Here is a 12,532-nt window from a genome sequence, read left to right as displayed (position 1 = left end):
TTTCCTTGGATGAATACTTTTTCCACAGTGAATTCTTTCAGATTATTTAAGAGAACAATGTCCCCTCTTAAACCAGGAGCAATCGCGCCTCTGTCAGTAAGACCATAACATTCTGCAGAATTAATAGTAGCCATTTGAATAGCTGTTATCGGGTCGATTCCCGCTTCTACACAAATCCGCAAATGATCATCTAAGTCACCTTTTTCAAATATATCTTTAGGTTGCCGGTCATCAGAACACAGTAGACAACGTCGACTGTTTGTTGCTGTTACCCCTTTTAGCAGTGTGCGCAGATTGTGACAAGCAGAACCTTGTCTCAATTGAATATACATACCTAAGTTGATTTTTTCAATCATTTCCTCAACAGTGGAGCATTCATGATCTGTCTTAACGCCTGCTGCAACGTAAGCATTTAACTCATTGCCAGAAAGCCCAGGTGCATGCCCATCGATGATTTTATCTGCATTTTTAGCTATTACTATTTTCTTTGTGACTTCTTCATCATTGAAAATTACACCAGGAAAATTCATTAATTCGCCAATGCCAAAGGCACCTTCATGAGTAGTTAACTTTTCAATAACATCACTGTCAATAATTGCTCCTGAATGCTCAAAGGAGGTGCAGGGAACACAGGATGGTATTTGAATTTTTATATCTAAATCTGTACCTTTTGCAGCTTCAACCATATACTCAAATCCGTCAATTCCGCAAACATTCACGATTTCATGAGGATCGGCAATAATAGTCGTTGTACCATGAGGAACAATCATACAGCCAAGATCTTCTGGAGTCAAGAAAGTGGATTCAATATGCATATGACTTTCAATCAATCCCGGAATCGCATAAGAACCATTTGCATCGACCTCTGCCTCACCTTCATAATCGCCAATACCAGCAATTAAACCACCACAAATTGCGATATTTTTCTCTAAAATAGCACCTGTGTAGACGTTTACCACTTTACAATTCTTAATGACCAGGTCAGCTTTCTTTCTGCCTGCGGCAACGTCAATTAATAGATTTAGATAATTTTTTTCCATATAAACACCTCTTTTCGTTACTTTATTAGTTCTCTATTTACATATTGTTTTTATGAAAGCAATATTTTGCTATTATCAAGAGTCAACAAATCAGGAAGAGCATAGTCTGCTTCTTGAATAAATTAATCACTTTCCAAAAAAGTACAAAAAAAAGATTATAAAACATTTGAACAGGCACATTAACCAAGATTACAATAAATTTCAAGTAATCATGCCACATTCAAAAATTTTATAATCAATTATTTACGGTAATTGGTAGAAACGCCCAACCATATTATGGGCTTATATAAAATTCTCAACATTAGTTACAAAAATGATATATTATAAATAATAGAAAATCAATAGGCAATTTAGATAATATTCCACTATAAGATTTGTTCATTCTTTATATATTTGCTGAGCCTGAATTCCGTAAATTGGTGATGTTCAAAAACAAATAACCCCGTTAAGATCTCTTTAGGAAATGGCTTAAGTAATGGAGGCATCCATTCGACATCCTGAGGAGTTTGTATATATAAACTTCCTTTATAAATATTCTTAACATGAGAATATTAATTATTGGGATATTAGCTGAATGTCTGATATATCCGGTGATACCATCATAGAATAATTAGTATAATAAACCACAAATCCCGGTTTACCTCCAGCTGGTTTTTTCACATTCTTCTTCTCCGTATAATCAATTTCTACTTTGTCACCTTCCCTGCCTTTGGAATAGAAAGCAGCCAGACGACCGGCCTCTTCAAAAGTACGATCCGGTATTTCTTTTCCTTCCGTTTGTAAGACCACATGTGAGCCAGGTATGTTTTTAGCGTGGAACCACCAGTCTCCTCCGGTTGCAAACTTAAAGGTTAATTCATCATTTTGATAATTATTTTTTCCAACATAGATGTGAAAGCCATCGGAAGAGAGATAGTGGAAAGGCCTGCTGGTTATTTTCTGCTTTTTATTGCCTTTATTACCCGGCTTTCCTGAAGTAAACTTGCGTTTCATATAGCCGTATTCCATAAGTTCTTCTTTTAGTTCTACCAAATCTTCTTCTGCTAACGCAATATCTAAGGAGGTGCGGATAGAATCCAGATGTATTAAATCTATTTTGGTTTCTTCTATAAGGGAAGATACCGCATCAAAGGTTCGTTTTAGTTTATTATATTTTTCAAAATACTTCAGTGAATTCTCTTTTGCAGTTAAGGTTGGATCAAGCGGAATGGTAATTTCCTCATTTGTATAGTAATTTAAAGCGGTTAGGGATTTGGCACCTGATTCTAAGTTATAGCCATAGGTATTAATCAGTTCACCATAAACTTTGTATTTATCACGCTTTTCTGTGTCCTTTAACTGTTTTAATTGTAATTCATACTTTTTTGTATTTCTTTCAATGGCATTTGATACAATTTTTCTTAAATCCACTGATTTTTGACGGATTCTTGTAATTGCATTTTTGGAAGCATAATAGTTTTCCAATACCTGAGAAATAGATTCATAATCCCCCTTTTTAAGAGCAGAGTAACAGGTCAGGGGTACACAGGAGAATTCCACAGGTGAATCATCTTCATTATATACGATATTTGGCTCAAACTTAAATTCCCTTATATCACCAATCAGCCTGTCAAAGTTTTTATATAAGTGAACACCTTCCGACTCACTTAAGGAACTGGTAGATGCCTCGGAATCTAAAGAAGCACGGTAACAAATTTCATTTGCAATCAAAGGGCTAATACCGGTTAAAGCAGTATAAATAGCTTTTCCTAAGGGAAGTGGTTTTTTTAAAACATGTTCTGAAAAATCTTCGTAAGTAATGGTTAAAGGGTTTTGTTTATCCCCGGAAACCGGAATGAAATAATCTCTTCCCGGCAATACTTCACGTACGGAGCTTACCAGATGGGATACATGCTTTATACTATCTATAATATGCATAGTATCATCACAAAAAATAATGTTGCTATGTTTACCCATTAATTCTATAATCAAATACTTAACGCAAAGATCTCCTAATTCATTTAGATGTTCAATTTTTATTTGAACAATTCGCTCTAAACCAGGTTGTATAATGTCTAAAATTCTTGCACTGTTTAAATGTTTTCGAAGGAGCATACAGAATCCGGGAGCTGTAAGGGGATTTTGTTTGTTTTCTTCTGTCAGATAAATCAGCGGAAGGCTGGCTCCAGCTGATAAAAATAATTTATAATTTGCTCTATTGTTTTTTATGATTAAAACTAATTCGTCTTTTTCAGGCTGCGATATTTTGCTGATTCTGCCATCCACCAGCTTTTCTTTTAACTCATAAACTACATTAGAGATAACAAGTCCATCCAATGCCATAACAATTTCTCCTTTAAGTATATTAACATATCTTAAGTATTACCTTAATGCTGTTGTGAAAACAAAAATAAAAAGTTTAGGTTGAAAATTAAGTTTTTCGGCAATTTGCATCTGCACACAAAATTGCTGCCGTTATTAAATGGTGCTAAAGCACCGGAATTAGGGTTAATATATTCCTTTCACTGCACTATAGTATAACATTCCAGAGCAACAGGTGCAAACTTTTTTCATTGTTTTTTTAGGTAGTAATCTTGACTTGTATCCCTATTTCAATTATAATGAATTGAAATGCCTATAAATAGAATGTTATATTTTTGAAATAAACTAACCTGAAAAGGCAGTCCTTCCCTTCCCAAGGAAGTGGATTGTAGATATGATATTAGATCTAAAAAATAATAATCAAAATGAAAGAACGTGTGAATTATGTTAAAAAGTATGACTGGCTTTGGAAGGTGTGAAGTATCAACCCCAGAACATAAGGTAATAGTTGAAATTAAGGCAGTAAATCATCGATATTGTGATATTTCTATTAAAATGCCCAAAAAGTTAAGTTTTTTTGAGTCTGGTATCAGGAATGTACTAAAAGAATATATCGGACGGGGTAAAGTGGATGTATTCATTACCTATGAAGACTATACAGAAAAAAATGTATGTGTGAAATACAATGAAGATATAGCCAAAGAATATATGCAAAATCTTATTAGAATGAGTGAGACATTTCACATTGATAATGATATCAGAGTTTCTGCTTTGGCAAGATTCCCGGATGTTTTTACACTAGAGGAACAATCCATTGACGAAGCAGAATTGTGGAAAATGATCGAAGGACCGGTAAGGACTGCGTCAGAACAATTAGTGAATGCCCGTATTACAGAGGGTGAGAATCTAAAAAAAGATATTATCCGTAAGTTAGATGGTATGCTTACATTTGTAACATATATAGAAGAAAGATCACCCCAGATTCTTGCAGAATACCGTCAAAAGCTTACAGCCAAGGTAAATGAGCTGTTAGGAGATACGAAGATTGAAGAAAGTGTCTTAGCTACGGAAGTTATCATTTTTGCAGATAAAATTTGTGTGGATGAAGAAACGGTAAGACTTAGAAGTCATATTCAGAATATGAAGGCCACTTTAGACGATGGTGATGGAATAGGCAGAAAGCTGGATTTCATAGCACAGGAAATGAATCGGGAGGCGAATACTATTTTGTCAAAAGCCAATGATTTAGAAGTATCCAATACAGCCATCAATCTAAAAACTGAAATCGAAAAAGTCAGGGAGCAAATTCAAAATATTGAATAAATGATATTTTCTATTATTATTTGAATGCAGGTTTCGAATAGGCTTAGAAAAGAGGAAAGAAATTGAGCAGGTTAATTAATATTGGATTTGGTAACGTGGTAAATAGCAGCAAAATTGTGGGTATCATAAAGCCGGAAGCAGCACCTATAAAGCGTATGGTTCAGAATTCCAAGGATGCAGGTACTGCCATTGATGCTACCTGTGGGAGAAAAACCAAAGCTGTTATAGTAACAGACAGCGGACATCTGGTTTTATCTGCATTATTGCCGGAAACTATAGCAAACAGAGTAAATGCCAAAGAAAGTATGGATACTGCATCTTTACCGGAAGAATGATGGTAAAATATAGGGAGATTCCCTTTGACTTATATTTAAAATTTATTATGGAAAGAAACCAAAGGTTTCAAGAAAGGAGCTTTTTATGTTACATCCATCCTATACTGATTTAATGAAAGTAGTTAACAGCGAGGTTGAACCAGGAGAGCAGCCAGTAGTTAATAGTAGATATTCCATTGTACTTGCAACTGCAAAGAGAGCAAGACAGCTTATTAATGGAGCAGATGCTTATGTCAGTGCACCTTGTAATAAACCGCTATCTGTTGCTGTTGAAGAGTTGTATGAAGGAAAAGTTAAGATTCTGAATGAAGAAGAAAAGGATAAAGAAGAGTAATATTCTATTACATTTAAATAAATATTATTTATTCCGATGAGCACTTTCGTATGATATTTTATATAATTTTCGAGAGAACATAGATCGAAAGAAAAAGTTCTTCGTATTTTATAAGATACTATGTGAGAGTGCTTTTTTATATCATAAACATAACCTGTTTATGATTTTGGCACACCATTCGAAATATGCAGATGGGTTACTATGCAATAGGAATGGTGGTGCAGGCTTGATACAGTCGGAGGTAAATCATGGAAGAAAAAGAATTCGAGAATTATGGCCAATGGATTAATGAGGAACAAAATACAAAGGAATCCAATAATATGAGTCATATGGAAGAAAATCAAACAAATATGTTTGAAGGTACAAAAGAAGACATTGTTAATAGAACAGCTGATAAAGATTCAGAAGAGAACAATACCAATTATGGAAAAGACATATTGGAAATGATTATTTACTTTGCTATTGTGATATGTTCTGTTTTATTGATTCATCAATTTGTAGGACAGCAAATTGAAGTCAGCGGAAGTTCTATGGAGGCTACCCTTCATGATGAGGATCATTTGATTCTTGAGAAATTATCCTATCATTTTGGTATTCCCAAGAGATTTGATATTATTGTATTTCGTCCATATCCTGATGATAAAGAAGTATATTATATTAAGAGAATTATCGGACTTCCGGGTGAAAAAGTACAGATTATTGGAAGCAACATTTATATAGATGGTGAATTACTGGAAGAAGATTATGGTTATGAAGAAATTGCAGATGGCGGGGGCGCCGGTGAGGGTATTGTACTTAAAGAAGACGAATACTTTGTTCTGGGTGATAACCGTAATAACAGCAAAGACAGCAGAGATCCTAGCATCGGGGCGGTACATAAATCTGCTATTATGGGCAGAGCATGGGTGAGAATATGGCCGTTGAAAAACATTGGAGTTTTAGAGCACCAATAAATAATTGAGTAAGGAGCTGATGGTTTTGAATGAAGAGCAAATGAATGTTGAACAAACAGATGAGGATACAAAAAGAAAAAAAGTACGTGGATTTGTAATAGAAGCTATTATATATGTAGCTATTATATTTATATGTATATTTATTGTACCCAAATACGTAATGCAAAGAACTATAGTGGATGGACCTTCCATGGAAAACACCCTGCATAATGGAGAAAATGTATTAGTAGGAAAAATTAGTCCAAGAATCGGTCGTTTAAACCGATTTGATATTATAGTCTTCTATCCTTACGGAAGAGACATTAACGAATATTATGTAAAACGAATCATTGGTATGCCTGGTGAAACCATTCAGATTATCGGCAGTGATATATACATTAATGGTGAGATATTAGAAGAAAATTACGGAAAAGATCCCATTAGTAAAGCAGGTATTGCGGCGGAGCCTATTGCTTTGGGAGAAGATGAATATTTCGTAATGGGTGACAATCGTGAAATTAGCCAGGACAGTAGAGATATCGGTCCTGTATTAGAAGAAAATATAAGCGGCAAAGTCATGTTAAGGATATGGCCGCTGAATAAATTTGGTTTTGTGGATTAATAAGTACTATCATAAAAAGTTTTATGTAGCTTGAATTAACATTATTGACCGATGGGTCATAATAATTCCCATCCTGGTAGTTCGCTGGATGGGAATTATTGTATAGAGCATGTTTTCCCGCTTCTAATATCGGATTCATCCAGACTTACAAGGTTACGACGAAAATAGAATATGGGATCTGTGCTGCAGTACAATTACTGTCATTATAAAAAAGCGCCATAGCGCTAGAATCGAGGCTTATATGAAATTAGGAAATTTATTGGAAAAAATAGAATATAGCTTATTACTGGGTAAGGATGATGTTGATGTTACAACACTTGTATATGATTCCAGAAAAGTAGAAAAAGATTCCGTCTTTGTATGTATATCAGGAACAGTAAGAGATGCACATGATTTTATAGATGAAGTGATAAAAAAGGGAGCAGGGGCGGTTATTGTAGAAAAGGATATTGCCGATCTTGCTATTGCCAATATAACCGATATTACAGTAGTAAAAGTTCCGGATACCAGAATAGCCTTAGCTTATATGTCAGCTGCCTATTTTGATTATCCGGCGGATAAATTAAAGACTGTTGGTATTACAGGAACAAAAGGAAAGACTACCACTGCTTATATGGTCCGTTCAATCCTTGAAAGTTCAGGAATTAAAACTGGACTAATCGGTACCATTGAAGCAATCGTTGGAGACACTAAAATTCCGGCTAATAACACAACCCCGGAATCTTATGTAATACAGGAATATTTTCATAAGATGGTAGCTGCAGGCTGCCAGTGTGTTGTTATGGAAGTATCCTCCCAGGGATTGATGATGCACCGGGTAGATGGATTTACTTTTGATTTTGGTATCTTTACTAATATTGCACCGGATCACCTAGGTCCTAATGAACACAAGGACTTTGAAGAATACATGGCATGTAAAGGCTTACTGTTTAAAAAATGTAAAGTAGGAATTGCAAATATAGATGATGTTCATGTGTGGAATGTCTTAGAGGGTCACACCTGTAAGCTTGAAACTTATGGAATATCTGAGAAAGCGGATTTAAGAGCCGTTAATGTAGATTTGCACAGTTCTATGGGGGTTCTAGGAGTAAAATACAGAGTAGAAGGTCTGATGAACTTTGATGTAGTAATTGATATACCCGGAACCTTCAGTGTATATAATTCTCTAACTGCCATTGCTATTTGCAGACATTTTAATATACCAATTGATATTGTGCAAAAATCATTATCAGAAGTGAAGGTAAAGGGAAGGGTAGAACTGGTTAACCTGTCAAAAAGTTTTACTTTAATGATAGACTATGCCCATAATTCCATGAGCTTAGAAAGCCTGCTGTCTACCCTCAAAGAATATAAGCCCAAAAGATTAGTCTGCTTATTTGGCTGCGGTGGAAACCGGTCAAAGCTCAGAAGATATGAGATGGGTGAGATATCCTCAAAATTAGCAGACCTGACGGTTATAACTTCGGATAATCCAAGATTTGAAGAACCCCAGGAGATAATAAATGACATTATAGTCGGTGTGAAAAAGGCGAATGGAGATTATGTTGAAGTTATAGACAGAAAAGAAGCCATACGATATTGTATCCAACATGCACAGCATGGGGACGTTATTGTGCTGGCCGGAAAAGGTCACGAAGATTATCAGGAGATTAAAGGTCATAAGTATCATTTGGATGAAAGAGAACTGATTAGAGATATTGTGAAGGAAATGAAGGAAGAAGACATTCCTATTATATAGTTCATATTTATCAAGAAAACTTTGTTCTGTAATTTAGAAGAGTAAGAAGATATAAATCAATAAAAAGATATATAATCCTATATTATGAAAGAAGATAATCATATGGAAGCATTAACAATAAAAGAAATTGCTGAAGCAGTAGCAGGAACTATATTAACCGGCGATGGAAATATGCAGATCACTAATGTGAGTACTAACTCCAAAAAACTGGAAGCGGGTTCATTGTTCGTTCCTATAATCGGTGAAAAAGTGGATGCACATGACTTTATACCGGATGCTTTTGAAAATGGTGCTAGAGCCTGCTTTACAAGCAGACATAAAGAAGTAACTAAGGATATGAACCAGGCTATGGTTTATATTTGTGTGAAAGATACATTGGAAGCGCTGCAGGCACTAGGTACTTATTATAGAAATAAGTTTAATATTCCTATAATCGGAATCACAGGAAGTGTAGGTAAAACCACAACGAAAGAAATGGTAGCAGCAGCATTGGAAACCAGATATAAAGTCCTAAAGACAGAAGGCAATATGAACAGTCAGGTTGGCCTTCCCCTTATGATGCTAAGACTGGATTCCAGCTATGATATTGCGGTTATTGAAATGGGTATGAGTGAATTTGGAGAAATGGCTAAGCTTACTAATATAGCACAGCCGGAAGCTGCGGTGGTAACCAATATTGGTGTATCCCATATAGGACAGCTTAAGACTAGAGAAAATATCAGAAAAGAAAAACTGAATATAATTAATTCTTTCCAACCGGGTTCTGCATTATTTGTCAATGGAAATGATGATTTGCTAAGTGAGATTTATACTGAATCAAAGGCACTACAAACAAGAAAAGATGCAGCAGGTAATTCGGCAGAAGAGAAAGACAAAGAATATTCACAAAATTTTGGTACAATAGATTTAAGCTCTGAAACTTTAGAAAAATTTTATCAATCTAAAGTAGTTGGTTTTGGAATTGAAGATACCTGTGACTATCGCGCAGAGAATATTAAAACCAGTGAAGGTAAAACATATTTTACCTTAAGAAAAACAAAGGCTCAAAACGCTACAGATGGAGATGGTGAAGAAATTGTACTGCAGGTTCTGGGAATTCATAATGTATATAATGCTTTGGTAGCACTTGCTGTTAGTGAACTTTATCACATACCTGTTTCAGTTGCCAAGGAAGGTTTATACAATTATCAGCCTATTGCCATGAGAGGACAGATAAAGGAAATAAATCAGATTCGCATTATAGACGATTCTTATAATGCAAGTCCCGATTCCATGAAGAGCGGAATACAAGTTCTTTTAGAAATGGAAAATATATCTAGAAGAATTGCAATACTGGCAGACATATTAGAACTTGGAGAATTATCCTATCAGTGTCATTATGATGTAGGAACCTATATAGCAGAGCAAAAAATAGATGAAGTAGTTACAATAGGTAAGGAAGCCGCATATATTGCAAAAGGAGTTCAGGATAAAAATTCCGGGATAGTGACCCATTCCTTCTCTTCTAATCAGGAAGCTATCCAGTATTTAGAAGGGCAATTAAAGGCAGGAGACGGAATTCTTGTAAAAGGTTCAAGATCTATGAGAACAGACGAAATCGTAAAGGCTTTCATTGAATAAAAAAGTAAGTGAACTAAAGGCAGGTGATTGGTATGACAATGAAATATGCAGATATTATTGTTGACATTTCTCATGAGAGTTTGGATCGGACATACCAATATTCTATACCTGTAGAATTAGCAGAACAAGCCGTAATTGGTGCATTGGCAGTTGTACCTTTTGGCAAAGGGAATCGTCTGATTAAAGGTTATATTGTACAGGTATCCAATGTGCCGAAGTGGAAGGAAGAGTTAATTAAACCTATACACGAAATTGTTGATGACGGCTTGATTATTGAAAGTCAATTAATTCAATTAGCCTATTGGATTAAGGAGGCTTTCGGTTCCACCATGAACGATGCATTAAAAACCGTTATTCCAGTGAAAAAATCAGTAAAAGCAAAGGAAAAGAGAACGGTTAAACTAACAGTATCCATAGAGAAAGCCAAAGAACATCTGGAATTATTTAAAACCAAGAACAATAAAGGAAGAGTTCGCCTGCTAGAAGAGCTTATAGAAGAGGAAGCTATTGATTATGATGTTGTCCTTCACAAATTAAATATAGCAAGAACCACCATACAGGACATGGAAAAGTTCGGTATCATCACTATTGAAGCAGAGCGATTATATCGAAACCCTATTCAGAAGGATACCATGAAAAAAGAACAGGTCCATTCGACAGAGGAACAACAACGTATAGTGGATAGTATTATAAAAGAATATAGAGAAAACATACGGGATACTTACCTGATTCATGGTGTTACCGGCAGCGGTAAAACCGAAGTGTACATGGAAATTATTTCGGATGTTATTAAACAGGGCAAGCAGGTTATTATGCTGATTCCTGAAATTGCCCTTACTTATCAGACTGTAATGCGTTTTTACAAACGATTTGGTGATAGAATCTCTATTATGAATTCAAGATTATCCCAAGGTGAGAGATACGATCAATATATACGAGCCAAAAAGGGAGACATTGATATTATGATAGGACCAAGATCTGCATTATTTACTCCTTTTAGTAATCTCGGACTAATCATTATTGATGAGGAGCACGAGGGTACTTATAAAAGTGAGAATCCACCAAAATATCATGCAAGAGAGGTTGCCATAAAACGTGGACAATTATCTAATGCAAGTGTTATACTTGGCTCAGCAACTCCTTCTCTGGAATCTTATAAGAATGCCATAGAAGGAAGATATAAACTGTTTACATTACAATCCCGTGTTGGGAAAAGCGTTATGCCTAAGATTTGGATTGTGGATTTAAGGGAAGAATTAAAGAAAAAAAACAAATCTATTTTCAGTACAAAATTAAAAGAGTTAATAGAGGACAGATTAAGAAAAAATCAACAAATTATGTTGTTTATTAATAGAAGAGGATATGCAGGTTTTGTATCCTGCAGAAGCTGTGGTCATGTAATGAAATGTCCTCATTGTGATATATCCTTGACAGCTCATAATAATGGAACACTTGTCTGCCATTATTGCGGATATTCAGAGAAAACACCTGTTAAGTGCCCAAGTTGCAGTTCTCCATATATTGCAGCCTTTGGCACCGGAACACAAAAGGTAGAGGATATGGTAAAAAAAGAATTCCCAGGTGCCAGAGTATTAAGAATGGATATGGATACCACAAAGAATAAAGATAGCCATGAGAAGATTCTTTCGGCCTTTGCCAATGGAGAGGCAGATATTTTAGTGGGAACCCAGATGATTGTTAAAGGGCACGATTTTCCTATGGTTACTTTAGTGGGAATCCTTGCCGCTGACCTTTCATTATATGCAGCCGACTATCGTGCGGCAGAGAGGACCTATCAGCTTCTTGCCCAGGCTTCCGGAAGGGCAGGAAGGGGTGACTTACCGGGAGAAGTGGTGATTCAAAGTTATCAACCGGATCACTATAGTATAAAATCAGCCAGTGAAGATGATTACTTAGGCTTTTATAAACAGGAAATGACATATAGGGAATTATTAAAATACCCGCCGGCTGCACATATTTTGGCAATTTTAATTGCTTCAAAAGATGAAACAAAAGCTATGACAGCAGCAGAATTAATAAACGGTGCCGCCAAAGACTGGACTGCAAAGGAAAAGGTCAAAGAAGAAGTAGTAATCATTGGACCGGCAGCAGCTTCCCTGGCAAAAGCAAATGATATATACCGATTTATGATTTATATAAAGCAGTCCGACTATAATTTATTAATTGGCATTAAGGATTATCTGGAAGGCTATATTAATTACTCAGAACATTTTAACGGCTGTAACGTACAATTTGACTTTAACCCTATGAATAGTTATTAATAAAT

10 protein-coding genes and 1 riboswitch are annotated in these 12,532 nt (G+C 35.5%); of the genes, 8 read left to right on the top strand and 2 right to left on the bottom strand.

What is annotated here, in order from left to right; all coding sequences use genetic code 11:
• Both RT261_RS10965 and RT261_RS10960 read right to left on the bottom strand, forming a co-directional pair.
• A partial coding sequence (locus RT261_RS10965; protein ID WP_313132499.1) for an amidohydrolase family protein occupies positions 1 to 1,040 on the bottom strand: 1,040 nt, incomplete at its 3' end.
• A 212-nt stretch (positions 1,041 to 1,252) separates the two neighbouring features.
• Positions 1,253 to 1,350, bottom strand: a riboswitch (purine riboswitch).
• Between the two features lie 245 nt (positions 1,351 to 1,595).
• On the bottom strand, positions 1,596 to 3,362 hold the full coding sequence (locus RT261_RS10960; protein WP_313132498.1) for an Rqc2 family fibronectin-binding protein: 1,767 nt from the start codon (positions 3,360 to 3,362) through the stop codon (positions 1,596 to 1,598).
• A gap of 423 nt (positions 3,363 to 3,785) precedes the next feature.
• Between RT261_RS10960 and RT261_RS10955 the strand changes: the two genes are divergently transcribed.
• The 8 genes from RT261_RS10955 (at position 3,786) to priA (ending at position 12,527) form a co-directional block, all read left to right on the top strand.
• On the top strand, positions 3,786 to 4,664 hold the full coding sequence (locus RT261_RS10955; RefSeq protein WP_313132496.1) for a YicC/YloC family endoribonuclease: 879 nt from the start codon (positions 3,786 to 3,788) through the stop codon (positions 4,662 to 4,664).
• A 62-nt stretch (positions 4,665 to 4,726) separates the two neighbouring features.
• Complete coding sequence (locus RT261_RS10950; protein WP_313132494.1) at positions 4,727 to 4,999, top strand: DUF370 domain-containing protein; 273 nt, start codon at positions 4,727 to 4,729, stop codon at positions 4,997 to 4,999.
• 85 nt (positions 5,000 to 5,084) lie between these two features.
• Positions 5,085 to 5,333 carry a DNA-directed RNA polymerase subunit omega gene (gene rpoZ, locus RT261_RS10945; protein WP_313132493.1) on the top strand — a complete coding sequence of 83 codons (249 nt, stop codon included), beginning with the start codon at positions 5,085 to 5,087 and terminating at the stop codon, positions 5,331 to 5,333.
• 443 nt (positions 5,334 to 5,776) lie between these two features.
• A complete protein-coding gene (gene lepB / locus RT261_RS10940; RefSeq protein ID WP_442871775.1) occupies positions 5,777 to 6,286 on the top strand; it encodes a signal peptidase I in 510 nt (169 codons plus the stop codon).
• 19 nt (positions 6,287 to 6,305) lie between these two features.
• The gene (gene lepB, locus RT261_RS10935; RefSeq protein WP_442871773.1) at positions 6,306 to 6,887 is read left to right on the top strand and encodes a signal peptidase I; all 582 of its coding nucleotides are present in this window, start codon (positions 6,306 to 6,308) and stop codon (positions 6,885 to 6,887) included.
• A gap of 241 nt (positions 6,888 to 7,128) precedes the next feature.
• Positions 7,129 to 8,625, top strand: coding sequence for a UDP-N-acetylmuramoyl-L-alanyl-D-glutamate--2,6-diaminopimelate ligase (locus tag RT261_RS10930; protein WP_313132487.1), 1,497 nt, complete (start codon positions 7,129 to 7,131; stop codon positions 8,623 to 8,625).
• Positions 8,626 to 8,709: 84 nt separating this feature from the next.
• Positions 8,710 to 10,245 (top strand): UDP-N-acetylmuramoyl-tripeptide--D-alanyl-D-alanine ligase, encoded by a 1,536-nt coding sequence (locus RT261_RS10925; RefSeq protein WP_313132485.1) that lies wholly within the window; start codon positions 8,710 to 8,712, stop codon positions 10,243 to 10,245.
• 32 nt (positions 10,246 to 10,277) lie between these two features.
• Positions 10,278 to 12,527 (top strand): replication restart helicase PriA, encoded by a 2,250-nt coding sequence (gene priA, locus RT261_RS10920; RefSeq protein WP_313132484.1) that lies wholly within the window; start codon positions 10,278 to 10,280, stop codon positions 12,525 to 12,527.
• The last annotated feature ends 5 nt before the right edge of the window (positions 12,528 to 12,532 follow it).

This window comes from Anaerocolumna sp. (genome assembly GCF_032079385.1).
Classification (GTDB): domain Bacteria; phylum Bacillota; class Clostridia; order Lachnospirales; family Lachnospiraceae; genus Anaerocolumna.
Note: the sequence above shows the minus strand (reverse complement) of the source record. Positions and strands in the feature narration are given on the sequence as shown.

Coding starts and splice junctions, on each gene's coding strand:
- RT261_RS10925 (WP_313132485.1), top strand. CDS start 8,710: ATGAAAGAAGATAATCATATGGAAGCATTAACAATAAAAGAAATTGCT.
- lepB (WP_442871775.1), top strand. CDS start 5,777: ATGATTATTTACTTTGCTATTGTGATATGTTCTGTTTTATTGATTCAT.
- RT261_RS10955 (WP_313132496.1), top strand. CDS start 3,786: ATGTTAAAAAGTATGACTGGCTTTGGAAGGTGTGAAGTATCAACCCCA.
- rpoZ (WP_313132493.1), top strand. CDS start 5,085: ATGTTACATCCATCCTATACTGATTTAATGAAAGTAGTTAACAGCGAG.
- RT261_RS10960 (WP_313132498.1), bottom strand. CDS start 3,362: ATGGCATTGGATGGACTTGTTATCTCTAATGTAGTTTATGAGTTAAAA.
- lepB (WP_442871773.1), top strand. CDS start 6,306: ATGGTTTTGAATGAAGAGCAAATGAATGTTGAACAAACAGATGAGGAT.
- priA (WP_313132484.1), top strand. CDS start 10,278: ATGACAATGAAATATGCAGATATTATTGTTGACATTTCTCATGAGAGT.
- RT261_RS10930 (WP_313132487.1), top strand. CDS start 7,129: ATGAAATTAGGAAATTTATTGGAAAAAATAGAATATAGCTTATTACTG.